Annotated in this window: 16 protein-coding genes; 9 read left to right on the forward strand and 7 right to left on the reverse strand. The window is 57.1% G+C overall.

Features of this window, described 5'->3' with window-relative positions; genetic code table 11:
- The first annotated feature begins 4 nt into the window (after nucleotides 1-4).
- The 4 genes from ACK13D_RS09395 to ACK13D_RS09410 all read left to right on the forward strand — a co-directional run bounded on the left by ACK13D_RS09395 (nucleotide 5) and on the right by ACK13D_RS09410 (nucleotide 4205).
- Nucleotides 5-397 (forward strand): YbhQ family protein, encoded by a 393-nt coding sequence (locus tag ACK13D_RS09395; protein ID WP_031594396.1) that lies wholly within the window; start codon nucleotides 5-7, stop codon nucleotides 395-397.
- A gap of 217 nt (nucleotides 398-614) precedes the next feature.
- The gene (rhlE, locus tag ACK13D_RS09400) at nucleotides 615-1994 is read left to right on the forward strand and encodes an ATP-dependent RNA helicase RhlE (RefSeq protein ID WP_022626008.1); all 1380 of its coding nucleotides are present in this window, start codon (nucleotides 615-617) and stop codon (nucleotides 1992-1994) included.
- 2 nt (nucleotides 1995-1996) lie between these two features.
- A complete protein-coding gene (gene dusC / locus ACK13D_RS09405; RefSeq protein WP_033771193.1) occupies nucleotides 1997-2947 on the forward strand; it encodes a tRNA dihydrouridine(16) synthase DusC in 951 nt (316 codons plus the stop codon).
- Nucleotides 2948-3017: 70 nt separating this feature from the next.
- Nucleotides 3018-4205 (forward strand): MFS transporter, encoded by a 1188-nt coding sequence (locus ACK13D_RS09410; RefSeq protein WP_010260279.1) that lies wholly within the window; start codon nucleotides 3018-3020, stop codon nucleotides 4203-4205.
- A 21-nt stretch (nucleotides 4206-4226) separates the two neighbouring features.
- Here the strand turns inward: ACK13D_RS09410 and ACK13D_RS09415 are convergent, their stop codons facing one another.
- The 4 genes from ACK13D_RS09415 to ACK13D_RS09430 all read right to left on the reverse strand — a co-directional run bounded on the left by ACK13D_RS09415 (nucleotide 4227) and on the right by ACK13D_RS09430 (nucleotide 9979).
- Nucleotides 4227-5828, reverse strand: a complete 1602-nt coding sequence (locus tag ACK13D_RS09415; RefSeq protein WP_192072518.1) for an inorganic phosphate transporter — start codon at nucleotides 5826-5828, stop codon at nucleotides 4227-4229.
- 187 nt (nucleotides 5829-6015) lie between these two features.
- Nucleotides 6016-7137 carry a L,D-transpeptidase family protein gene (locus ACK13D_RS09420; protein WP_010260287.1) on the reverse strand — a complete coding sequence of 374 codons (1122 nt, stop codon included), beginning with the start codon at nucleotides 7135-7137 and terminating at the stop codon, nucleotides 6016-6018.
- Nucleotides 7138-7351: 214 nt separating this feature from the next.
- Entirely contained in the window at nucleotides 7352-9166 is a 1815-nt protein-coding gene (locus ACK13D_RS09425) for a glycoside hydrolase family 15 protein (protein WP_033779539.1), read from the reverse strand.
- Nucleotides 9167-9397: 231 nt separating this feature from the next.
- Nucleotides 9398-9979: a DedA family protein gene (locus ACK13D_RS09430; protein ID WP_033771195.1), complete on the reverse strand. Its 582-nt coding sequence runs from the start codon at nucleotides 9977-9979 to the stop codon at nucleotides 9398-9400.
- Nucleotides 9980-10184: 205 nt separating this feature from the next.
- Here ACK13D_RS09430 and ACK13D_RS09435 point away from each other — a divergent pair, with 205 nt between their 5' ends.
- The 3 genes from ACK13D_RS09435 to ACK13D_RS09445 all read left to right on the forward strand — a co-directional run bounded on the left by ACK13D_RS09435 (nucleotide 10185) and on the right by ACK13D_RS09445 (nucleotide 14572).
- Nucleotides 10185-10772, forward strand: coding sequence for a Yip1 family protein (locus ACK13D_RS09435; protein ID WP_010260296.1), 588 nt, complete (start codon nucleotides 10185-10187; stop codon nucleotides 10770-10772).
- Between the two features lie 178 nt (nucleotides 10773-10950).
- On the forward strand, nucleotides 10951-11898 hold the full coding sequence (gene pbpG / locus ACK13D_RS09440; RefSeq protein ID WP_010669685.1) for a D-alanyl-D-alanine endopeptidase: 948 nt from the start codon (nucleotides 10951-10953) through the stop codon (nucleotides 11896-11898).
- A gap of 226 nt (nucleotides 11899-12124) precedes the next feature.
- Nucleotides 12125-14572: a DUF3772 domain-containing protein gene (locus ACK13D_RS09445; RefSeq protein WP_050680587.1), complete on the forward strand. Its 2448-nt coding sequence runs from the start codon at nucleotides 12125-12127 to the stop codon at nucleotides 14570-14572.
- Nucleotides 14573-15026: 454 nt separating this feature from the next.
- Here the strand turns inward: ACK13D_RS09445 and ACK13D_RS09450 are convergent, their stop codons facing one another.
- The 3 genes from ACK13D_RS09450 to dld all read right to left on the reverse strand — a co-directional run bounded on the left by ACK13D_RS09450 (nucleotide 15027) and on the right by dld (nucleotide 21117).
- The gene (locus tag ACK13D_RS09450) at nucleotides 15027-17678 is read right to left on the reverse strand and encodes a beta-N-acetylhexosaminidase (RefSeq protein WP_418796236.1); all 2652 of its coding nucleotides are present in this window, start codon (nucleotides 17676-17678) and stop codon (nucleotides 15027-15029) included.
- A gap of 48 nt (nucleotides 17679-17726) precedes the next feature.
- Complete coding sequence (gene chiP / locus ACK13D_RS09455; RefSeq protein ID WP_192072520.1) at nucleotides 17727-19124, reverse strand: chitoporin ChiP; 1398 nt, start codon at nucleotides 19122-19124, stop codon at nucleotides 17727-17729.
- Between the two features lie 289 nt (nucleotides 19125-19413).
- A complete protein-coding gene (dld, locus tag ACK13D_RS09460; protein WP_010260312.1) occupies nucleotides 19414-21117 on the reverse strand; it encodes a D-lactate dehydrogenase in 1704 nt (567 codons plus the stop codon).
- A gap of 155 nt (nucleotides 21118-21272) precedes the next feature.
- Here dld and bglX point away from each other — a divergent pair, with 155 nt between their 5' ends.
- Nucleotides 21273-23570: a beta-glucosidase BglX gene (gene bglX / locus ACK13D_RS09465; RefSeq protein ID WP_418796237.1), complete on the forward strand. Its 2298-nt coding sequence runs from the start codon at nucleotides 21273-21275 to the stop codon at nucleotides 23568-23570.
- A gap of 96 nt (nucleotides 23571-23666) precedes the next feature.
- Entirely contained in the window at nucleotides 23667-24539 is an 873-nt protein-coding gene (locus tag ACK13D_RS09470; RefSeq protein ID WP_236351856.1) for an oxygenase MpaB family protein, read from the forward strand.
- Nucleotides 24540-24754 lie beyond the last annotated feature (215 nt).

Consider the following 24754-nt stretch of genomic DNA (forward strand, 5'->3'; position numbering starts at 1 on the left):
CTGAATGAAATGGTCTAATCGTATTCAAATTATCACGGGTCAAACGTTGTTGCATATTGCTATGCATCTGCTGGTGATCGCTGCACTGATCTGGGGCTGGAAGCACAAAGCGCTGGTTGATGTCTGCAGTACGCTGGTGGCGATGTACGCACTGGTTTTTGTTGCCATGCTGGTGACACAGCGCATTGCCCGTTTACGTACTCTCGGCGATTATCTTGAAGAAGCGACCACCACTTACTACTTTGGCGCCGCCATGATGACACTGTTCCTGGTGTCGCGGATTTACCACAACAACCTGCTGCTGGCGTGTCTCGGCGTAGTGATGTTGCTGGGTCCGGCGCTGGTCTCGCTGCTGGCGAAAGAGCCACCGCGACGAATCGAAAACAAACGTAGTTAAGTTGAAGGCCACCGGAAGGTGGCCTTCCTGTTTTCAGGCGGTTAAGTTGTGTCAGGAAATGTGAGCTATCTCGCACACTTCTCTTAAAGCTGTTACACTCGCCCGCTTACGCATCGTAGTTTGCGCCCTTTTCACGCGTCAGCCCTGGCTGGCGTCACTATCCCTCTGAAAACTACACCGTGAATCACGGTCAGAGCGGACCGGAGTAAATCACTTAATGTCTTTTGACTCTCTCGGCCTGAGTGCCGATATTTTGCGCGCGGTCGCCGAACAAGGCTACAGCGAACCCACACCTATCCAGCGCCAGGCGATTCCTGTTGTGCTGGCAGGCCGCGATCTGCTGGCGAGCGCCCAGACCGGCACCGGCAAAACAGCCGGCTTTACCTTACCGATGTTACAAAAACTCTCTGCCACTGCCACGCCCATCCGCGGTCGTCGCCCGGTGCGCGCCCTGATCCTGACCCCAACCCGTGAACTCGCGGCGCAGGTTGGCGAAAACGTCAGCGACTACAGCAAATATCTCTCGCTGCGTTCCATGGTGGTGTTTGGTGGCGTCAGCATCAATCCACAGATGGTCAAACTGCGTGGCGGCGTCGATATCCTGGTGGCAACGCCTGGACGCCTGCTGGATCTGGCACAACAGAATGCGGTTGACCTGTCACAGGTCGAAATTCTGGTGCTGGATGAAGCGGACCGTATGCTGGATATGGGCTTTATCCACGACATCCGTCGCGTACTGGCACGTCTGCCGGCCAAACGTCAGAACCTGCTGTTCTCTGCCACCTTCTCTGATGAGATCAAAGGCCTGGCTGAGAAACTGCTGACCAACCCGGAAATGATTGAAGTGGCTCGCCGCAACACCGCCTCCGAGCAGGTCGCGCAGCAGGTGGCTTTCGTTGATAAGAAGCGTAAGCGTGAATTGTTGTCTCAGCTGATTGGCGAAGGCAACTGGCAGCAGGTGCTGGTCTTTACCCGTACCAAACACGGCGCGAACCACCTTGCCGAGCAGCTGGGTAAAGATGGTATCTCCGCTGCCGCGATCCACGGCAACAAGAGCCAGGGTGCACGTACCCGCGCGCTGGCCGACTTTAAGTCAGGCGGAATTCGCGTCCTGGTTGCCACCGATATCGCGGCCCGTGGCCTGGATATCGAAGAGCTGCCACACGTCGTGAACTATGAGCTGCCTAACGTCGCCGAAGATTACGTTCACCGTATTGGCCGTACCGGCCGTGCGGCGGCGACCGGTGTCGCACTGTCACTGGTCTGCGTCGATGAGCATAAACTGCTGCGTGATATCGAACGTCTGCTGAAGCGTGAAATCCCGCGTCTGGCCGTTGAAGGTTATGAACCCGATCCGAGCATCAAAGCGGAGCCGATCATCAACGGTCGTCAGCAGCAGTCTCGCGGCGGTGCAGGTGGCGGCGGCGGCGGCCGTGGTCGCAGCCAGGGCGGACAGGGTGCAGGCGCATCGCGCTCATCTTCATCCGGCGAAAAGCGTCCTCAGGCGCGTCGTCAGAGCCAGGCCGCTCCTCAGGGCGATAGGCCCGCAGCCCGTCCGCGTCGTCCGGCAGCAGCGAAGCGTACCGGAAACGTCTGAGTATGAGGGTTTTACTGGCACCGATGGAGGGCGTGCTGGATTCACTGGTGCGCCAGCTGTTATCGGAAGTGAACGACTACGATCTCTGCATCACTGAGTTTTTGCGCGTGGTCGATCAACTGCTGCCGGTAAAATCTTTCTACCGTCTCTGCCCCGAACTGCATAACGCCAGCCGCACGCCTTCCGGCACGCGGGTGCGTATGCAGCTGCTGGGGCAGCATCCCGAATGGTTAGCCGAAAACGCCGCACGTGCGGTGGAACTGGGCTCATGGGGTGTGGATCTCAACTGTGGTTGTCCTTCTAAACTGGTCAACGGCAGCGGAGGCGGCGCAACTCTTCTTAAAGATCCCGATCTGATCTATCGCGGCGCGAAAGCGATGCGTGAAGCGGTGCCTGCAGATTTGCCGGTAACGGTGAAAGTGCGGCTCGGCTGGGACTCCAGCGCCCGCAGTCTGGAGATTGCCGATGCGGTGCAACAGGCCGGTGCCAGCGAGCTGGTGGTGCATGGGCGGACTAAAGAAGAGGGCTATCGCGCAGAGGCGATCAACTGGCAGGCGATTGGCGACATTCGTCAGCGGCTGCGCATTCCGGTGATTGCCAATGGCGAAATATGGGACTGGCAAAGCGCGCAACACTGTATGGCGGTAACCGGCTGCGATGCGGTGATGATTGGCCGTGGCGCACTGAACATCCCCAACCTGAGCCGGGTAGTGAAATATAACGAGCCGCCGATGGCCTGGCCTGATGTGGTGCGGTTATTACAGAAATACAGCCGGCTGGAAAAGCAGGGTGATACCGGCCTCTATCACGTGGCGCGTATCAAACAGTGGCTCGGTTATCTGCGCAAAGCCTATGGCGAAGCCGATGGCTTATTCAGCGAAATCCGTGCGTTAAAATCGTCGGGCGACATTGCACAGGCGATTGATCGTCACGCACATGTTCATGGTTTGTGATAAAAAATCAGGCGACCCCTTAGCGGCCTGACGGTATAGTGGGAAAAATTTCCTGGACCCCTTGCCTGCTATGTCTGACTCCGCTGTGTTGAGCAACAGCCAGCTCAACAAACGAATCCTCTCTGTTATTATCTTCACTTTCTTCTGCTATCTCTCTGTCGGACTGCCGCTGGCCGTGCTGCCAGGCTTCGTCAAAAATCATCTTGGCTTCAGCTCCTTTATCGCCGGACTGATTATCAGCATTCAATATTTTGCGACGCTGCTCAGCCGTCCGCAGTCGGGCCGTCTGGCCGATCGCCTTGGACCAAAGCGGGTGGTGATGCTGGGACTGCTCTGCTGCGGCATGAGCGGGGTGCTGACTATCGTGGCCGCACTGCTGAGCGGCTGGCCATGGCTGAGTCTGGCGCTGCTGGCCATCGGGCGGTTGTTTCTCGGCGTGGGTGAAAGCTTCAGCAGCACCGGCTCAACCCTGTGGGGCATGAACATCGTCGGGCCAATGCAGACCGCGCGCGTGATCTCCTGGAACGGTGTTGCGACCTATCTGGCAATGGCCGTCGGTGCACCGCTGGGCGTGCTGCTGAACAGTGAATTTGGTATGAGTGGATTTGCCGGGCTGATTGCGCTGATGGGCGTGGCGGGCTATCTGATGGCCAGCCGCAAACCGGCGGTGACGGTCAGTGTGGGCGAGCGCATTCCGTTTCACCGCGTCTTCTCCCGCGTCTGGCTTTATGGCCTGGCGCTGGGCTTCGGCACTATCGGTTTTGGCGTTATCGCCACCTTTATCACCCTCTATTTTGCCAGCCGTGACTGGCAGGGCGCGGCCTATGCGCTGACGCTGTTCAGCCTGGGGTTTGTGCTGGTGCGTCTGGGGTTTGGTCGCTTTATTACCCGTTTCGGCGGGCTGCGCGTGTCGCTCTTCTCATTCCTGCTGGAGTGCCTGGGACTGCTGATTATCTGGCAGGCGGACAGCGCCTGGCTGGTAGGGGCGGGCGCATTCCTCACCGGCAGCGGATTTTCGCTGGTCTTTCCGGCGCTGGGCGTTGAGGCGGTTAAACGGGTTGAGCGCCAGGATCAGGGCTCTGCGCTGGGCACCTATTCCGCTTTTCTCGATCTGGGCCTGGGTTTAACCGGCCCGGTGGCGGGATTGCTTATCGGACACTGGGGGATGCAGTCAGTCTATCTGGCGGCGGCGTTGATGGTGCTGGGGGCGCTGCTGATTACCCTGCGGCTTTACTGGCAGCAGCGGCTTATCGCCTGAATGACGATAAGCCGCAGACCGTTAAAAATGGCTGAACGCCCAGTAGAGCAGGGCAGAGAGCAGAATAGATACCGGCAGCGTTAAAATCCAGGCGACGGCCAGGTTACGCAGCGTTGAGAGCTGCAAGCCGGAACGGTTCGCCGCCATGGTGCCCGCCACGCCGGATGAGAGCACGTGGGTGGTAGAAACCGGTAAACCGAAACCGTCTGCCGCGCCGATGGTCATCATCGCCACCAGTTCGGCGCTGGCGCCCTGGGCATAGCTCAGATGGGTTTTACCGATCCGTTCTCCCACTGTGACTACAATCCGGCGCCAGCCGACCATGGTGCCCAGTCCCAGCGCAATCGCCACCACCACTTTCACCCACATCGGAATAAAGCGGGTGGCGCTGTCGAGTTCCGTTTTCACTGCCTTGAGATTGCGTTCCGTCTCCTGCGGCAGTCTGACCTCGGCGCTCTGCAGATGCTTGATCGATTCTGACGCCAGATACATCTGGTTGCGGGTATTGGTCACCGCCTGAGCTGGAATGTTTTCCATTGAACCGTAACGACGAATCTCATCGCCGACTTCGCGCAGCGTCATCGCCAGCGCGGGCAGCACGTCGGGATTCATGCTGTTGCTGCCAACAAAGCCGGTCAGTACCTCACGGGCCGGTGGAGGATTGGCTGAGGCGGGTTGCAGTTGCAGCAGCTGATGGGCGGTCACTTCGTTCAGCGCCGCGACGCGCGGGATCTGATCGGGTGGCAGCGATCGGTTCAGGGCGTAGGCGATCGGCATGGTGCCCACCAGGATCAGCATAATCAGCCCCATTCCTTTCTGACCATCGTTGGAGCCGTGCGCAAACGACACGCCGGTACAGGTCAGGATCAGCAGGCCGCGGATCCAGACCGGTGGCGGCTGATTGCTTTCCGGCGCCTGATAAAGCTGGCGATTGCGGATAAACAGTTTCATCACCCACAGCAGCAGCCCGGCGCAGACAAAGCCGACCACCGGTGACAGCAGCAGTGCATAGCCGACCTTCAAGGCCTGATCCCAGTCAACTCCGCTCAGACCGCTGCGTCCGTGCAGCATCGCATTGGCAACGCCGACGCCGATGATCGAGCCGATCAGCGTATGGGACGACGACGACGGCAGCCCTAAATACCAGGTGCCCAGGTTCCAGATAATCGCTGACAAGAGCAGCGCATAGACCATGGCAAACCCGCTGCCGCTGCTGGCCTGCAGGATCAACTCCACCGGCAGCAGTGAGATAATGCCAAACGCCACCACGCCGCTGGAGAGCAGCACACCCAGAAAGTTACAGAAACCGGACCAGACCACCGCGACGCCGGGCGTCAGCGAATGGGTGTAGATCACGGTCGCTACGGCATTGGCGGTATCGTGAAAGCCATTCACGAACTCAAAGCCGAGCGCAATCAGCAGTGCCAGCCCCAGCAGAAAGAACGGCAGATAGCTGGTGACCAGCATATTGGTCTCTTCAACATCGCTGACCAGATTGAGGCCAGCGAACGCCAGTCCGGCAACCAGCAGAATAAAGAACAGCGGTTTACTGAAACGGCTATTTTTGCCGTTGAAATCGGGGCGACCTCGGGCTGATGAGGAGGAGAGACTGTTTTCGCTCATGGTGTACCTCTGGTGGCTGATGCCGGATGCTGATTTGCACCGGGTCAACGCAGTGTGATACGCGCTTTATATGACAGATTAATGATCGTCGGACGGGGCATTCTGAGCGGAGTGCGGGGAAAAACGCGGAAACGCAGGCAATAAAAAAGCCAGCGACAGGCGCTGGCTTCTGCAAGCAGGGCGGCAATTACGAGCTGGTATTGGCCGCGGCTGCAGGTGCTGCTGGTGTTACCGGAGCGGCCGGTGCGGCTGGCTCAGTGGCCGGCTGCTGTGGCTGCGCGGCATCACTGTTTGCACCCTGAGAGGTGACTGGCGTCATTGGCTCTTCCTGTGGCACAGCCTGCGGGTTTTCCGGCATCGGAACTGGCGCAGTCTGGATGTTGTTCTCCACGCCGTTCACTTTTACTGGCATACCGGTACGGCCCTGAATCGCGCCATTAACCTGATCCTGATTGACGCTGGCATCAACCAGAACTTTGCTCACCGCCTGATTCAGCGTAATCGGCACCAGCTCACGCGAGTTGAACTGCTCTTCGGTGGTCGACAGCGGGTTATGCACTTCTACATACCGTGAACCGTCTGGCTCCACGGTCGCTTTTACCGGCTGATCAACGAACTGTACGCGCGTACCGACCGGCACGTTCTGATACAGCCATTTGATATCGTCAGCGCGCAGACGCACACAACCATGGCTCACGCGCAGGCCGATACCGAAGTTGGCGTTGGTACCGTGAATCGCATAGAGACGACCGATATAGAGCGCATACAGGCCCATCGGGTTATCCGGGCCTGGCGGGAAGACCGCTGGCAGGGTTTCACCGCGCGCCGCGTAATCCGCATGCATGCCTTTGGTTGGCGTCCAGGTCGGGCCATCTTTTTTACGTTCTACCGCTGTGGTCCAGTTAATCGGGGTATCTTTACCCAGTTCACCGATACCAATAGGCAACACCACCACGGTTTTGCTGCCTTTCGGATAGTAGTAAAGACGCATCTCCGCGCTGTTAATCACAATGCCTTCACGCGGTGCGTCCGGCAGGATCAGCTGCTGTGGGATGATCATTTTGCTGCCAGCTTTAGGCAGATAAACGTCAACGCCCGGATTGGCTTCCAGCATATTGCTGAGGCCCATCTGGTACTGTGCCGCAAAAGCTTCCAGCGGCAGTTTGCTGTCTTCAGGGACAGTAATTTCGATATTTTCGCCGATCAGACGGCTATTGGCCGGCGGTAACGGGTAAACCACAGCAAAGGCTGACTGGCTGAAGGCCGCCAGAGCCAGTGCGATTGAAGCGAAAGCGCGAATGATTTTCATATTTTACAATTCTTTATCGCCATATTTCAGGCTGTTCAGTGTGTCGAATTCATGCTGGCCAATGTGACCTGCTGCGCATTATATGTTCATTAATCTGACGTTGTGAATCGGGATTTTAACCTGCCTGCAATACTTTACGTAAATTCACCGCGGATGTTAGCGCATTTCCGTAAAGCAGGGCGCTAAAAATGGGGCTTTCCGGGGTTATCCCTGACTAAGGTTGCCACTGAGTTTGTTCGCCGCTGAGTTTGCGGTTCAGGAAAAAGGCGGCACTGATTAACGCCAGATGGGTCAGCGCCTGCGGCGTGTTGCCCAGCGCATGGCCGTGGCTGTCAAACTCCTCCGCGTAGAGGCCCAGTGGATTGGCGTAGCTCAGCAACTTTTCAAATTCAAAATGCGCTTCCTGAATCCGGCCCGCGCGCGCCAGACACTCGACATACCAGAAGGAGCAGGCTCCGAACGACCCTTCTGAACCTTTCAGGCCATCGGCGGGCGTCTCATGCGTATTGTAACGGCGCACCATACCGTCGCTGACCAGATTGGTTTTGATCGCATCCAGCGTGGCAATCCAGTCCGGGTCGGTGGCTCCCACAAAACGCACCAGCGGCATCAGCAGCATTGAGGCGTCGAGATATTCGCCATGACGGGTCGAAGAGAAGTGACCCTTCTCACTGTTCCAGAAGTTAGCCCAGATATCTTCGCGGATCTCCCGGCGCGCCCGATCCCAGCGTTCATAAGGCATTGGCAGCGATCGCTTCATGCCCAGACGCAGCGCGCGATCCATCGCCACCCAGCACATCAGACGCGAGTGCAGGAAATGTTCCGGTTCACCGCGCATCTCCCAGATACCGGCATCGGGCTGATCCCAGTTCTCACACAGCCAGTCGATCATTTTGACAACATGTTCCCAGCCGCGCTGGGAGATCGCCTCACCATATTTATTGGCCAGATAGACCGCATCCATCAGCTCGCCATAGATGTCGAGCTGGGTCTGCTGCCAGGCGTCATTGCCGATGCGCACCGGACGGGAGTCGGCATAGCCGGAGAGATTCAGCAGCTCCATCTCGTGCAGTTCGGTGCCGCTGTCCAGCCGGTACATGACCTGCAGGCGCATCTCATCGTGATGGCTGTTTTCAACGCAGCGACCAACCCAGTGGGTAAAGTGTTTGGCTTCATCGATATAGCCCAGCCGCATCAGGGCATACATGCTGAACGAGGCGTCACGGATCCAGGAGGCGCGATAGTCCCAGTTGCGTTCACCGCCCAGCTCTTCGGGCAGGCCAAAGGTCGCTGCCGCCGCAATAGAGCCGTGCTGATGTGAGGTCAGCAGTTTGAGGACCAGCGCCGAACGCTGCACCATTTCGCGCCAGCGTCCCTGATAGTTACTGTGGGCGCTCCAGCGTCGCCAGTAGTTCAGCGTCTCTTCAAAGCAATGTTCGGTGGTCAGGGCTTCGATATGCGCATCATCCACGCTGCCAAATTCAAACTGCGCATGTTCACCGGGTTGTAACGTGAAGAGGGCGGTCGCGCTCTCATCCTCCAGCGTCATCGCCACGCTGGCGGCGAGGCGCAGCGACGGCTGGCCCTCGGCATGAAAATCGATACAGCCGTTGTGCGCCTCTGCACGGGTCTGCGCCCGGGCATAGTCGTGACGCGGTGAACAGCGCAGGCTAAAGGTCGCGCTGCCGCGAACCATTTTGACCCGCCGGATCAGACGCGGCAGCTTGTCCTTGTCATCACAAATCGGCATGTAGTCGGTGATCTCCGCCACGCCTTCATCATCCAGCCAGCGGGTCTGCAGGATGTTGGTATCGGGCAGGTAGAGCTGCTGACGTCGCGCATTGGGCCAGTCAGGGGCCAGGGAGAAAAGCCCGGCATCATCGCTGTCGAGCAGGGCGGCAAAGACCGACGGGCTGTCGAGTTCCGGCCAGCAGAGATAATCAATGGTGCCATCATTCGCGACCAGTGCGCAGGTGCGCAAATCTCCGATCACGCCATGGTCTTCAATCTTACGTTTTACCTTACTCATCCTCATCTCCCTGTCAGTGTCCATCCTAACTATAGCTGAGCCATCTGATGCGGCTTCGTTTGGGCACAGATGGTTAACGTACGGTTGAATGAGGCAGGGAAGGGGTGAGGGCGGGTGAGACATGGAAAATCGCCAGCAGGGTCGCCTGGCGCTGCTCAGCGTCGGCGACCCTTACCACCGGTCAGCTCACTCTCATAGACGATGGCGTCTGCTGGCGAATCCGTGGTTCATTTATTCCTGGTCGGCACGACGGTTGTGCCAGCGGCGGATCACCCAGCGCAGCGCAAAGGCGAATACCACTGCGCCGACCAGCCATAGCAGATGCTTCAGATGCTGGTCGAGTTTATGCAGCCACGGCGCGATGATGCCGCCCGCGAAATAGCCCAGGGTGACGAAGATCAGCGCCCAGATGACCGCCCCGATGACGTTAAGAATAAAAAATTTCATCGGATTGAGGCGGCTGGCCCCGATGATGATTGGGCCAATCAGTCGAAAGCCATACATAAAGCGCACGCCAATCACAAACAGGCTGGGACGGCGTTTAATCAGGCGGTTCGCCTTGACCACTTTATCCTGATGCTTTTTAAAGCGGCGCAGGATCTGTGTGCCCCAGCGGCGACCGACCCAGTAGAGCAGTTGATCGCCGACAATACCGCCACCCATTGCGGCCAGCACCACTCCCACGTAATGCAGCAGCCCCTCATGCGCGGCGACGCCGCCCAGCAACGTAAATGTTTCCCCCTCGGCGATACAGCCAATAAAAAGTGCCAGATAACCGTACTGCGTAATTAATGCGTTGATATCCAGATGCAAAATGACCCTCCCTGTTCAGTGACTGTTTCTTCCAGTCTATACGCGATTTGGCTTCGCTTCCGCCCGTGCCTCATGGGTCCGTTTATTTATGCTGTTTTTTTGTCCGATCACCACGAAAGTTTCGCTGCCGTTTATACTTGAGAGGACGCTGCCCCCAAAGACGGATGCATCATCGGGCGGCCCACTGCATCAGAGGAGTGAATCTATGAATCATGTCTGGGGTCTGCTGGCGCATCCGAATCAGGAAATGCGTCATATCAAGCAAGAGAATGAGAGCGTATCGCACCATTACACCCACCATGTTCTGCTGATGGCGGCGATTCCGGTGATCTGCGCCTTTATCGGTACAACTCAGCTGGGCTGGAATCTGGGCGAGGGGCAATATGTGCAACTCAACCTGTTGACCGGGATTGGGCTTGGCATTCTGTTCTATCTGATTATTCTGGGTGGCGTCGCGGTAATGGGACGCGTAATTCACTGGATGGCACGTGATTATCCGCAGCGCCCCGGCGTACAGCGCTGTACGGTGTTTGCGGGCTATGTGGCCACACCGCTGTTTCTCAGCGGGCTGGTGGCACTCTATCCGCTGGTCTGGCTCTGCGTGCTGGCGGGCGCCCTGGCGCTGCTCTACACCGGCTATCTGCTCTATATCGGTATTCCACTGTTTCTTAATATCGACCGCGAAGAGAGTCTGCGTTTTTCCGGTTCAACGCTGGCCATCGGCGTGCTGGTATTTGAAGTATTACTGGCATTAACCGTGGTGCTGTGGGGATATGGACCGCATCTGTTCTGACCGACCGCTGCCGCCGCTCTGGCGGCAGTTCTCTTTTTACGCCCGGAAACACTCTCACCAGGAAATTTCTTAACCTTACGGGTATGATATCGCCGCCAGCCCGCGCTCCGACCTCACTGAAGCGGGCGGCCTGTGTCGGTCTGACACAGTACATATTCATAACCGGGTTTTTTCTACGATGCCTGCAAAAATTCGTTCTACCCTGCTTTCGCTGGCGCTGCTCGTTTCAGGGCAGATTGTTTCACTTCCGGCGCAGGCGACGACGTCGCTGTCGCAACTGGCGCCGATTGCTCAGCCGCAGATCGCCTCTGGCAGTGCGATGATTGTCGATCTCACGACCAATAAAGTGCTGTTTTCAAGCCACCCTGATCGGGTCAGGCCCATTGCCTCCATCACCAAGCTGATGACTGCTATGGTGGTGCTGGATGCGCATCTGCCGATGAACGAGATGATAACCGTCGATGTCAGCCAGACGCCGGAAATGCGGGGTGTATTCTCACGCGTTAAGCTCAACAGCCAGATCAGCCGCCGGAATATGCTGCTGCTGGCGCTGATGTCCTCAGAAAACCGCGCCGCCGCCAGCCTGGCTCATGCTTATCCGGGCGGCTATAACGCCTTTATCCGGGCGATGAACGCGAAAGCGCGGTCACTGGGCATGAAACAGACCCGCTACGTGGAGCCAACCGGCCTGTCGACGCAAAACGTCTCCAGCGCGCAGGATCTGGTTAAACTACTCAAAGCGACGCGGGAATATCCGCTGCTTGGTGCGCTCAGCACCACTAAAGAGGAGACGGCGGTGTTTGCCCATCCGAGCTATGCGCTGCCGTTCCGCAACACCAACCATCTGGTCTATAAAGATGACTGGCATATTCAGCTAACCAAAACCGGTTACACCGATGAGGCGGGCCACTGCCTGGTGATGCGCACCATGATTAATAATCGTCCGGTGGCGCTGGTGGTGCTGGATGCCTTTGGCAAATATACCCACTTCGCCGACGCTAACCGTCTGCGCAGCTGGATTGAGACCGGTAAAGCGGCGCCGGTGCCGGCTGCCGCACTGGCCTATAAAAAACAGAAGTCGGGCCAGGTTGCCAGTAATGGGGCCAGCAGCGCCGACGTTGAGTAGAAAACAGCCGGTGTTGCGCGCTGCGGACACTGGCATTACCTGCAGGCTGAGCGGGTATCCGGGATGATGCAGGCAGAGGCGTACAGCGATTTTCACGCTTCTGTCTGCACCGAATTAGCCCGAAAAATGCCCGTTATTCCTATATTGCCATCCCTTGCAAAGCCCTACACTACGCGCGACTGGCGAGGGACGATCGCCTGATTTAAGCTGCCGGAATCTTACTCATATGTTTAAGCTACGATCCTTTTTTGCATTGTTAATGCTGGCGCTGGTGGCGTTTGCCCCGGCGCTGACGCTGGCCGCGGATGATAAGGCCACTGCTGCTCAGGAACAGGATGCTCCGCCGAAGCTGAATGCTGCGGTTGAACTGCCGAAAATGCAGAAGATCCTCGATAAAATCAAAAGTCAGGTCTCCGTTGATGCTGGCGAAAACAAGCTGACTCAGCTGAATGAAATGGCGCTTGAGCTCTCAGGCAGTGCCGACACGCTGGGCCAGGCGCTGCTCCCCGATCGCCAGCAACTGGAAGCCCAGTTGCAGGTTCTGGGGCCGGCACCTAAAGCCGACAGCGGCGTAAAAGAGACGTCGGAAGTCACGCGCAAGCGTAACGCGCTGGAGAGTCAGAAAAGCAAACTCGACGACCAGATCAAACAGGCCGAAGGCATTAAAAATGGCGCGCTGATGCTCTCCTCGCAGATTGTTAACCTGCGCCGCGATCAGCTGAAAAGCCAGCTGGCGCTGAACTCCGGCACCATTCTGGGGCCGCGCTTCTGGTCACCGCTGCTCAATAGTCAGGATCTGGATGGCGAAAAAATCGGTGAATTCCTGCAGGAGTTGCAGGACACCGCGGCACTCTCATGGGAGCCAGGCTGGCGCGTGGGCAGTGTCTTCTGGCTGCTGGCTGCGATGCTGGTGATGACGGCTGGCCGTCGTTACAGCGAAGAGTTTCTGGCCTGGATTAGCATTCACAAACTGCCGGAAGGGAAGCTGCGCCGCAGTTTTCTGGCGGCAGCGATAGCCCTGACCACCCTGGTGGCTGTCGTCCTCACCTTTAACTTTATCGCCCTGGCCTTTACCCGCCGTGATGAGGTTTCTGAAAACGTTCAGGACTTTGTGGATCAACTGGTTCGGCTCAGTGTCTTTTGTGGCCTGATTGCCGGACTGGGACGCGCTTTCCTCTCTACCCGTCGACCCAGCTGGCGTTTACCGACCATCTCCAATGAAGTGGCGATGGCGTTAAAACCGTTTCCACCGATTACCGCCGTGCTGGTCTTTATCTTCCAGACGGTCGAAGCGTTTAACTACAGCGTCGGCACCAGCCTGAATACCACCATTTTTGCCAACGGGCTGACGGCACTGCTGATTGGTACTACCGCGCTGGCGATCAGCATGCGCACCAACCGGGTTCGTCGCCGTATGACCCAGGCGGGCACACCACCAGAGGCTCGCTCTACGCTGGTCGGACTGATCCAGATGGGCCTGACGCTGACCGGCATCGCCATTCTGGTGTCGCTGCTCATCGGTTACGTCACGCTGGCGCGCTTCCTGAGTTATGAAGTGATCTGGTGCGGCCTGCTGTTTGGTTCGTTCTACTTCCTCAGTCATCTGCTTAACGATGGCTGTGAGAGCCTGTTCTCGACCAGTAACGCAACCGGTCGCCGCATTCAGAGTTCGCTTAACATCAATGAGCGTCATCTGCAGCAAACGGCTACGTTGCTGACGGCTATCGGTAAAACCTTCCTGGTGCTGGTTGTGGCGCTGGCGCTGGTCAACGGGACCTTTGCCTCTTCAACGCCGATTGAACTGCTGCAAAAAGTGATTGAGTTCTGGGGCGGTAAAGGACTTGAATCCCTGAATATCGTCCCGGCGCACATGGTGAATGCGATTATCTGCCTGATCGTCGGCATCTATGTACTGCGAACGGTGCGCCGCTGGCTCGACACCGATTTTCTGCCGAAAACCACCATGGATGTGGGTATGCGGGTGTCGCTGGTGACGCTGTTCAGCAACATCGGTTATGTGCTGATTATCCTGCTGACGTTGTCGATCATGGGCCTGCAGTGGAATAAGCTGGCCTGGATCGTCAGTGCCTTGTCGGTAGGTATCGGTTTTGGCTTACAGGAGATTGTGAAGAACTTTATTTCGGGGCTGATTCTGTTGACCGAGCGGCCAGTGAAGGTTGGCGATCTGGTGAGCATCAGCGGTATCGAAGGGGATATCCGCCGGATTAACGTGCGCGCTACCGAGATCCAGCTGGGCGATAAATCCACGGTGATTGTGCCGAACTCGCAGTTTATCTCGCAGAACGTGCGAAATGCCACCATGGGTAATGCGCAGGGGGTGGTCACGATTACGCTGACGTTCCCGCTCGACATCGATCCGGCGAAAGTGCGCGATATCCTGCTGGAGGTCTACAACGAAAATGAACGCATTCTGGAGACGCCAGAGCCATCCGTTTCGTTTAAAGATCTGACTCAGCAGGGAATTATACTGAGCGTCACCGGTAACGTGGCGGGTCAGCGCCAGATCGCAGGGGCGAAGAGCGATCTGCTGTTCGATATTCTGACGCGTCTGCGTAAAGAGGGTATTCTGCTCTCCACACCGCAAACCATGATTATCGAGCGCCGTCAGCAGATGGCGGGAGCGGAGCCGGTACCCGAAGAGAAGCTGGTTTAGGTGTGAAAGGGCCGACTTCTGTCTAATGCTGATCAGTTAAGATCAGATTTGTAAAGGCTGCCACGGTCAAACGTGGCAGCCTTTTTTCTGGGCGAGCGAGCAGCAGCGGCGCTCAGGCCTTCACTATCGTGCCCTTTTTAACAATACACACTGAAGTTTCAGAGCAGGCTGGGGCCGGGCAGGGGCAGGTAATCCGCAGCGCTGAACAGAATGAGTCTGCCAGGAGAGCCCGCAGGACGCGGGCGAAAGGCGGGGCGGCACAGGATGTGCCATCCCCGGCGGTCCGTCAGGCAGGCGAATGAAGTGAAGGAACCGCGCAGCGGCGCGAGGACCGCCAGCCCCTGCCCGGCACCAGACTGCGTTATCCCCTGTCGCTTAACTGACTGCCATTAGACTTCTGTCGGCCTTTTTCATATTCAAACGCTGGCTTATCAGCCCATTCACACTTCGCTTTCTACAGGGATTCAACGCGGCTGGTGCGCTGCCCGTCGCGGCTCACCGAGCGAATTGCCACCGTACCGCTGACCTGCGGTGGTCTGGTGGCATCGTAGCGCTGCCAGTTTGTGCCCTTGTCCAGGCTGTACTCCAGCGTAACGCCCGGTAAGGCCACATTCATCGACAGGATGCCATCAACGATTCTGGCTCCCGGCACCGGCAGGCGATAATCGATGCCCGCCTTATCCAGCTTCGCCAGTTCCCGCTGTCCCAGCAGATTGGCAAATCGCTGCCAGTCATTAAGGCGTGCCTGCTGATCGACGAGATGGGTTTTGCCCCCCGCATACTCCTGACCCGCCTTGTAATCCTGCTCCCAGCTGGCGCGGTGCCAGCTTCGTTCCGCTACTGCAAACAGGCGAGGGTAGATCATGTGCTCCATTTGAGCATCAGTGCGCACCGTTTCGCTCCACAGCTGGGCCGAAATGCCGTAAGCACCGCTCCAGGGCTTCTCTGATTTGGCGCTGAAAAAGTTGCCATCGCGATCCACCGAGGTTTCAGCATTCTGCGGCAGGTTATCCGGCGCGAAGCCAAAGATTTTCCGCTCGTCGTTGAAGCGCGTGCCCCAGTAATAGCCGCGTTCCAGCGGGTTAACTTCATACGGAAAATCCAGATAGAGATAGTCGGGGCTGGAGATCACCACGTCGTAACCTTTCTGTGACCAGTCGCTGGCTGTGTCAAAACCGCCCCAGTAGAGGGTGTCCCAGAAGTTGACCGCGACGCGCGGTGTGGCAAAGGATGCTGAATCTTTGGCATGTTTTAAACCATCCTGCCAGGCCTGCATTTTGCCAATACCGTGTCGGTTAACGATGTCACTGACGGTCAGGGCAAAGTAGCTCGGCAGGTGCGCCAGATCGTCCACTTTGCCGCTCTTCACCAGCGCCTGACAAACCTGCGATTTCGCCCACGGCAGATCTTCTTTACTCCAGTCGCGCAGACCGGTGCCCGGTTTAGGGTCGCGTTTATCCGAGTAGCCAGCACCCAGCCGGATATTCTTCGCTTCGTCACCGCCAAAATGCCAGACGCCGAGCGGCTGTCCCGCTTCCCGGTGCATCGCCTGAACTTCACCGATCACTTTATCGACAAACCGCTGTGAACCCGCAATGCAGGGATTGAGATAGCTGGTGCGATCATAGAGCTGCACCGAGGTGGTATTGGAGTCGTCGGTGGGATCGATCAGGCGATACGCACTGGCCTGTTCAGACTGTCCCTCCTTCATCAGCCGCTGATAGCGCGCTTCCATGGCGATGACGGCGGCACGGGCATGGGCGGGCATATCAATTTCCGGGATCACCTGGATGTGACGGGCCTGGGCATACTTCACAATCTCGATGTAGTCGGCACGACTGAAATAGCCGCTGCCGTTGTTATCGCTGAACGGACCGGAACCGAGCTGCGGCAGCAGGCAGCGCTGTTCGCTCAGGTCATGGCAGCGTTTAGCCCCCACGTCAGTCAATTCCGGTAAGCCGGGAATCTCAATCCGCCAGCCCTCATCGTCACTAAGGTGAAAGTGGAAGCGGTTCATCTTCCATGCTGCCATCTGATCAAGCAGCCGCATGACCGCCTGTTTACTGTGAAAGTTACGGGCAACGTCAAGAAACGCGCCGCGATAGGCAAAGCGTGGCGCATCATGGGCTTCCAGCGTGGCAATACGCGGCGCGCCTTCGGTGGGTATCAGCGAGAGAATCGACATCAGACCGTAGAACGCACCGGCAGCATCGTAGCCCACCACAATGGCGCGGCGGGGAGTGATATCCAGATCGTATGCGCCTGGTTTAGCCTGTTTGCCGCTGAAGTGATCCGGTTTGATCTGCGTCCTGATGGCAAATCCATCAGCCGCTTCTTTCAGGCCGAGCAGGGTCAGACGCTGCTTCACCGCCTCACCGGTTTCACGGGTCAACCCGGTCAGAGACAGCCTGACGCCATGGCTGAGATCGGCATCCTGCGGGCGGAGTTTCACCGCAAGCGGCGTGGGTGTGATTTGACCGCGCAGCGCGGAGGCGGGCAGGGTGGCAACGTCGCTGTTTTTATCAAACCGGCTGGCGGGTTGCATCAGGATATTCCGGTCATCGGCACTGCGTCGCCAGTTATCCCCCAACGGCAACACAAACTGGCTGGGATCTTCATGATCGGTGCTGGCAATAATTTTGGGGGTGGCCTGCCCGGACGTCACATACCAGCGCGGCATCACATCCGTGGCAAACAGCTGCCAGTATTCGTTAACGATCGGAATCTGCACCGATTCGCCCGCGCCAATGCCGGTGAACCTCTCAGTCGGCTCCAGTCGGGTCAGGTCGCCGACCAGATGGGTCATTTTGAACTGTTCGTTATCGACCCGCAGCGTCTGGTGGACGTTGCTCATGTAGATTGCCCAGTGTTTATCGGTCAGGGCAGGGCCGTTATTGGTCAGGGTAATGGTGGCGCGATTGCAGGCGGCATAGTCGGCACCCAGCGCAGCGCAGTCGGTGCCATGCAGGGCGGCCTGATTATCGTTCACCTGATAAGTGACGCCAAACTGGCTGATCTGATTCACTACCTGCTGCGCTGACGAGCTGGCGTGGCCTGTGGCTGCAGCGCCCAGCAGAGTGAGCGCGATAAGGCTTAACTTAAACATATTGATTCATCCTTGCTGCTGAAGAGATATCCGGGAGTCTGCAGGGCGTCAGAACAGCGTAAACGGCACGATAACCATAAATTTGATGTCCTTCTCGTCCTGAAAAATGTTGCCGTAACCGCCGCTGTAACTGGGCAGATTGCTGTGATTGTCGTAGCGGGTGTAATGCAGTTTAAACAGGGTATCTTTGGCGCGGCCCTGCTGGATTTGATAGATCAGATCAAGGTTCCAGGCGGACTCTTTCAGCCGCTGGCTCTGGTCAACGGTGAGCAGCGTGGCGGGTCTGGCATCCCAGCCCCAGACGTACGATGCGCCCACTTTCCATCCCGCCAGTTGCCACGGCGTTAAGTCGAGCATCGCCCCGGCAAAGATCGCTTTTTCGCCATTGGCGTTCCAGTCGGAACGGGCATCCCACCAGATATCCAGTCGTCCATTGGAACTGGCGTAGCCTGGCGTCATGCGCTGCAGGAAGAAGCCCTGATTCCCCTCTGCTTTGACCCAGCTGCCTTCGAGTCGCAGATCAACCGGGCCGACGGTATAGCCGACCGTGATCGCCTGTAACCAGGCCAGGCCGTCATAGACATCACGCGGATTAGCGGCACCACCCGCTACTTTGTCGTGTGCGCCGTAAAACTGATAGCTGGTGTAGAGTGCATTGCCGCCAGGCGTGGCTGACCACGAGGCTTTGGCAAAATATTGATCCATATAATCCGCCGCCTGGCCAAATGCACCCTCAAGCACCAGGTTATTTTTGAAGTCATATTTCATGCCGAACGAATGCAGGTAGCTGACAGATGTTTTGCCATCAGACTGGCGAAAATTATATAAATCACGATACCAGGGCGCTTTATATTTGTCGCTCCACATCCAGGAGAGTGATAATGCACCGGCCTGCTGGAAATCATACAGCGCACCGACTTCGACGCCGCGATAGGTTCCGGGTAAGAAACTCCAGTGTGGCGCAATGATTGTCTGGCCGGTTGGCTGAATATAACCGGCACGCAACCAGTAATCGTTATATTTTAATTTCAGTGCGGCTTTATAAACAGAAGCACCGCCGCTGTCGCCATTCCACTTTTCATCCCAGCGAGTACGTGCCTTACTGAAGCCAATTTCATTGGGTGCGGCGGGGCCGCTGTTGGAAAGCTCAGCAGCACCGAAAATGGCGAGGTCCAGACCAATCCACTCCCCGGCATAGCCTGACTGATAGTCGAGATTACTGTTGAGTGAGGCATGATGTAAATTAGCCCGATACTGCCCCTGATATTCACTGGTGGGATCGGTGTCTCTGCGATCTCGCTGACGCTGCCAGTAGAAAACATTGCCTTTCAGCGATGAGTCCTCAATAAATCCGCTGGCGTAAGCCGGTGATGAACTTATTGCTGTTGACGCTATTAACACGGTGGCTATTTCAATTAACGTTAACGCGTAATTAATTTTCCGCATGACCATTCTTCCCTGAATGCAATTAAGATGCTTGCTATGAATTTTTTATGGCGACAATCTATTTTTCGCGACGCGAAATATCAATTGATGGCAGGGTGTTTTGTGAACTATTGCGCAGAACCCGATGAGATAAAATAAAGCAGGTGTAATATGGGAGGGGAGATTAATATTTTGATGAAGATGTTAGCTATTGGCAGGGCTGCTGCAACGGGAGGCTGGCGGTGCGAACGGGCTTCCCGGTTGTATGACAATCAGCCTGCTCAGATAAGCAGGCTGACCGATAAGGCGATTAAACCTGCTTCACCGCCCATCCTTTTTGCTTGCTGGTTTTGCCAATCCCAGGATTGAAGCTGTTGGTGGGATCGAGCTGGCGATAGAACGCCGCCAGCTGCGGTTTGGCCTGATAGAGATGTCCGACATTATGTTCAGCGGGATATTCAGCACCCCGCGCCTGAAGAATCTCCAGCATCTGCGCTTTGAGCGCATGCACATCGACCCCTTTTCTGACGATGTAATCCTGATGAAACACATGACAGAAGAAGTGGCCATAGTAGAGACGATGGCTCAGCGAGGCGCGGATCTCATCGGGCAGGGTTTCGAACCAGTCCGCATCGTTACGACGCAGGGCGATATCCAGCGCCAGAATGTCCTCGACCTCATCAGAATGCACCGCGTGGTAGCGCACTGCCGCACCCGCCGCTGCGAAGCGATGCAGAAAGGCGTGCGCACCTTCTTTGCCTTCACACTCGAAGAATTCGCCACCGCCTTCACGGAAGTAGTCGCGCAGATAGTTACGCGCTTCCGCCACGCCGTCGCCAGACATCTTCAGCATCAGATGGTGTTCATATTTGTCGCGATACTGCTTCATGCGTTTAGGCAGATGCGCCGGAAACAGTTTACTCAGGCGCTGCAACAGGCGATCGCTGAAGTGCGGTTTAACGAAGGAGAGTTTGCTCAGCCAGGCATCAACCCGCCCCTTCAGCGTGAAAAACAGCGGCATCTTGTCGGTGCCCAGCTTGTCGATCATCAGGAAGGTATCTTTGCCGTAGACTTCCGCAATGTCATAGATGTCGCGGTGCATATATTCGCCCGCCACCGGCAGATGGGTGAAATGCGCCAGCATGTGACGGCGGATATCGCTGAGAACGCCGGGCTCGTTGGTGCCGATGTAAAACACCTGCTGCTGCGGTTCGCTGGCGAAGGTATCGAGTCGCACCGCGAAGACCGCCAGTTTTCCGGCACAACCGGATGCTTCAAACAGGCGACGCGCATCCGCGTTATAGCGGGCGGGCGTATCCGCATCGACTTCACGAACCCGGTCGGCATATTCATGATCGGAGGCGTGACGTCCATCGTGCTGCACATCTTTGGGCTGCCAGCGGTCATCATCCAGCCGCCCCAGAATCTCCTCCGGTGACGTCCCAAGATCGATACCGAGATGGTTCACCAGCTTCAGTTTTCCCTGCGCATCAATCTGAGCAAACAGCGCCATTTCACTGTAGGCCGGTCCGCGTTTGATCAGCGATCCGCCGGAGTTATTACAGATACCGCCCAGCACCGAGGCACCAATACAGGAGGAGCCAATAACCGAGTGGGGTTCACGCCCCAGCGGCTTCAGCGCTTTTTCCAGCTGATAGAGTGTGCTGCCGGGGAACGCCAGCACCTGCTGGCCTTCGTCGATCAGCTGAAGCTTGTCCAGCCGCAGGGTGCTGACAATCACCAGCGGACGATCGTAATCGTCGCCATGCGGCGTCGAGCCTTCGGTCAGGCCGGTATTCGCCGCCTGCATCAGGATAATGACATCGGCATTCACCAGCGTTTGCAGTACCCGCCAGAGCTCCAGCAGCGTACCAGGAAACGCCACCGCCAGCGCCTCGCCTTCGCCGGAGCGAAAGCCTTTGCGATAGCGCGCGGTCTGTTCAGGTTCAGTCAGCAGATGGGTAGGGCCGACCAGGCGGCGCAGGTCAGAAAGCAGGGCAGAGGTTTGTATCATGAGCAATTCCCTTGTCTTATCAGTGCGTCCTAACTGTAGCACGTCAACTCACCTCAACGCAGTGTGACAGCGGCAGCTACCTGCTATTCTCATCTTGTGGCACACTGCCGCCTGTTAATTCGATATTGCGCAGTTACTTAAGAGAACCCAACCTGATGAAATGGATTTACTCTGTTAGTCTCGCTGTCTCCCTCGCGATGCAACCGGCATTGGCTGAGACAGTGCCAGGTAACCACCCGATGACCGAACAGGCGCGGGATGCCTTCGTCAACCAACTGCTTAAAAAAATGACGCTGGACGAGAAGATCGGCCAGCTGCGTTTAATCAGCGTCGGACCTGATAATCCGAAAGAAGTGATTCGCGACATGATTCAGAAGAGTCAGGTTGGCGCGATTTTTAATACCGTAACCCGTCAGGATATCCGCGCGATGCAGGATCAGGCGATGCAGCTCAGCCGCCTGAAGATCCCGCTGTTTTTTGCCTACGACGTTATTCATGGTCAGCGCACCATTTTCCCGATTCCTTTGGCCCTGGCGTCGAGCTGGGATCTGGATGCGGTGAAAGAGGTGGGGCGCGTCTCTGCCTATGAAGCGGCCGACGATGGTCTGAACATGACCTGGGCGCCGATGGTGGATGTCAGCCGTGAACCGCGCTGGGGCCGTGGCTCCGAAGGTTTCGGTGAGGATACGTATCTCACCAGCGAAATGGGTCGCAGCATGGTGCAGTCGATGCAGGGCAAAAGTGCTGCCGATCGCTACAGCGTGATGACCAGCGTGAAGCACTTCGCGCTCTATGGCGCAGTGGAAGGCGGACGCGATTACAACACCGTGGACATGAGCCCGCAGCGCATGTTTCAGGACTATCTGCCGCCATACAAAGCTTCACTGGATGCGGGTAGCGGCGGCGTGATGGTGGCGCTGAACTCGATCAATGGCGTGCCCGCCACGGCGGACAGCTGGTTGCTGAAAGATCTGCTGCGCGATAAGTGGAAGTTCAAAGGCATCACCATCAGCGACCACGGCGCAATCAAAGAGCTGATCAAACATGGCGTTGCCAGCGATCCGCAGGAAGCGGTACGCATCGCCCTGAAGTCGGGCGTCGATATGAGCATGAGCGACGAATATTACAGCAAGTATCTGCCCGCTCTGGTGAAGAGCGGCGACGTCACCATGGCGGAGATTGATGATGCGGCGCGCCATGTGCTCAACGTCAAATATGACATGGGCCTGTTTAACGATCCCTACAGCCATTTAGGTCCGAATGAGAGCGATCCGCAGGACACCAATGCGGAAAGCCGTCTGCACCGGGCTGAAGCGCGCGACGTCGCGCGTAAAAGCATCGTGTTGCTTAAAAACCGCCTGGAAACGCTGCCGCTGAAAAAATCGGGCGCCATTGCCCTGATTGGTCCGCTGGCAGACAGTCAGCGTGACATTATGGGCAGCTGGTCTGCCGCTGGCGTGGCGAAACAATCCGTTTCGCTGCTGCAGGGCATGCGCAATGCCACCGAAGGCAAGGCTACGCTGCTCTATGAGAAGGGCGCTAACGTCACCGACAACAAAGGGATTCAGGACTTCCTGAACCTCTATGAGCAGGCGGTTTCCGTGGATACGCGTTCACCGCAGCAGTTGATTGATGACGCGGTCGCCAAAGCGAAGCAGGCCGATGTGGTGGTTGCTGCCGTGGGCGAAGCGCAGGGTATGGCGCACGAAGCCTCCAGCCGCAGCGACCTGGTGATCCCGCCGAGCCAGCAGAAGCTGTTAGCAGCACTGAAAGCCACCGGTAAGCCGCTGGTGATTGTGCTGATGAACGGACGCCCGCTGTCAGTGGTGAATGAAGATCGGATGGCCGATGCGATGCTGGAAACCTGGTTCAGCGGCACCGAAGGCGGCAACGCCATCGCCGATGTGCTGTTCGGCGACTACAACCCGTCGGGCAAACTGCCGGTTTCCTTCCCGCGTTCAGTGGGTCAGATTCCGATCTATTACAACCATCTGCCAACCGGTCGTCCTTACAACTTTGCTAAGCCGAACAAGTACACGTCGCACTATTACGACGCGGCTAACGGTCCGCTCTATCCGTTTGGTTACGGCCTGAGCTATACCACTTTCACCGTGTCGCCGGTAAAAATGTCCTCACCGACCATGCCGCGTAACGGCAGCATTGAAGCCAGCGTGACCGTGACCAACAGCGGTAAACGCGATGGCGCGACGGTGGTGCAGATGTACCTCAACGATCCGGTCGCTTCCATCAGCCGTCCGGTGCAGGAGCTGCGTGGCTTTAAGCGCATCATGCTAAAAGCGGGCGAGTCGCAAACCGTGACCTTTAAAATCGACGTGGATGCGCTGAAGTTCTGGAACCAGCAGATGCAGCATGTTGCAGAGCCCGGCAAATTCAACGTCATGATTGGACTCGATTCCGTTCGTACCGAGGATGGGCAGTTCAACTATTTATAACCGTCAGCCTTTCCCCTGACGTCAGGGGAAGGTGACGCGGCGCGTCGTTAGCGTCCTGCTACGGCGCGCCGCGTCATATCCACTATCAGAGCCATCATGATTAATCTGCGTGACCGCATTCAGCAGCAGGTATTTCGCCTTAACGGCCTGTCGATGAATGAATTTGACCTCTCTCAACCGCCTGGCGATCCCGGCCTGTTTGGCCCGGACAGCGTGATCTGGCGCGTCCACGGTGACTTCACCTCCATGATGTGCGGTGGGATCAGCGCGCTGCTGTTGCAGATGCTGCATCCGGCGGCGCTGGCGGGCGTCTGGGATCACTCCAATTTCCGCGAAGATATGATGGGCCGCCTGCGGCGCACCAGTCAGTTTATCGCGGTGACCACCTACGGTAATTCGCAGGATGCACAGACGCTGATTGACCGGGTGAAACGCATTCACCTGAAAGTCAGCGGCGTTGACAGCGAAGGCAAACCCTATGCCGCCAGCGATCCGCATCTGCTGACCTGGGTGCATGTGGCGGAGACCAGCCGTTTTCTGGCCGCCCATCTGCGCTACAAAAATCCAAACCTCAGCCGCGCCGGGCAGGATCAGTACTATCAGGAAGCGGCGCAGATTGCCGAAGCGCTGGGGGCGGAGCAGGTACCGAAAAGCGTTGTTGATGTTGCGGATTATCTGCAACAGATGCGTTCAGAGCTGCGCTTTGATCATCGCACTGCCGAAGTGACGCGATTGCTGATGAATGCTCCCGCACCCAGCTGGCAGGCAAAACCGGTGATGAAAATCATGCTGAAGTCAGGGTTCGGGCTGATGCCAGCCTGGGCGCAGGCAATGTCCGGTACTGAGATCGGCCGCTTTCAGCAGGCGATCATTGACAGGAAGATTAATGCGATTGCGGTGGGATTAAGGTGGTCGATTCAGCGCGGTGCCTGGTATCGGGCAATGGTGAGGATGGGAAGGGTGGGGTGAGGGGTTCACTGGTAGAAATGTGAGTGGTTAGTGGTCATAAAGGGATGATGCAACTGGAGTGATTGATGCCTGCAACTGAATAGACGCTTTGTTCAGACAGACAGTCTGTTGGGATTAGTTACAACAGGCTGATTGGGGTTAATTTCAACGTCCGCTTTGTGCCAGAAGCGGACATTCAAGAAGCAATGCCATCGTTGCGTAATGAAACAGATGAC

This window comes from Pantoea sp. K16, from assembly GCF_048452805.1.
Lineage (GTDB): Bacteria > Pseudomonadota > Gammaproteobacteria > Enterobacterales > Enterobacteriaceae > Pantoea > Pantoea agglomerans.

Excerpts from the sequence above, each read along its gene's own strand:
- ACK13D_RS09395 (WP_031594396.1), top strand. The coding sequence starts at position 5 with ATGAAATGGTCTAATCGTATTCAAATTATCACGGGTCAAACGTTGTTG.
- rhlE (WP_022626008.1), top strand. The coding sequence starts at position 615 with ATGTCTTTTGACTCTCTCGGCCTGAGTGCCGATATTTTGCGCGCGGTC.
- dusC (WP_033771193.1), top strand. The coding sequence starts at position 1,997 with ATGAGGGTTTTACTGGCACCGATGGAGGGCGTGCTGGATTCACTGGTG.
- ACK13D_RS09410 (WP_010260279.1), top strand. The coding sequence starts at position 3,018 with ATGTCTGACTCCGCTGTGTTGAGCAACAGCCAGCTCAACAAACGAATC.
- ACK13D_RS09415 (WP_192072518.1), bottom strand. The coding sequence starts at position 5,828 with ATGAGCGAAAACAGTCTCTCCTCCTCATCAGCCCGAGGTCGCCCCGAT.
- ACK13D_RS09420 (WP_010260287.1), bottom strand. The coding sequence starts at position 7,137 with ATGAAAATCATTCGCGCTTTCGCTTCAATCGCACTGGCTCTGGCGGCC.
- ACK13D_RS09425 (WP_033779539.1), bottom strand. The coding sequence starts at position 9,166 with ATGAGTAAGGTAAAACGTAAGATTGAAGACCATGGCGTGATCGGAGAT.
- ACK13D_RS09435 (WP_010260296.1), top strand. The coding sequence starts at position 10,185 with ATGAATCATGTCTGGGGTCTGCTGGCGCATCCGAATCAGGAAATGCGT.
- pbpG (WP_010669685.1), top strand. The coding sequence starts at position 10,951 with ATGCCTGCAAAAATTCGTTCTACCCTGCTTTCGCTGGCGCTGCTCGTT.
- ACK13D_RS09445 (WP_050680587.1), top strand. The coding sequence starts at position 12,125 with ATGTTTAAGCTACGATCCTTTTTTGCATTGTTAATGCTGGCGCTGGTG.
- ACK13D_RS09450 (WP_418796236.1), bottom strand. The coding sequence starts at position 17,678 with ATGTTTAAGTTAAGCCTTATCGCGCTCACTCTGCTGGGCGCTGCAGCC.
- chiP (WP_192072520.1), bottom strand. The coding sequence starts at position 19,124 with ATGCGGAAAATTAATTACGCGTTAACGTTAATTGAAATAGCCACCGTG.
- dld (WP_010260312.1), bottom strand. The coding sequence starts at position 21,117 with ATGATACAAACCTCTGCCCTGCTTTCTGACCTGCGCCGCCTGGTCGGC.
- bglX (WP_418796237.1), top strand. The coding sequence starts at position 21,273 with ATGAAATGGATTTACTCTGTTAGTCTCGCTGTCTCCCTCGCGATGCAA.
- ACK13D_RS09470 (WP_236351856.1), top strand. The coding sequence starts at position 23,667 with ATGATTAATCTGCGTGACCGCATTCAGCAGCAGGTATTTCGCCTTAAC.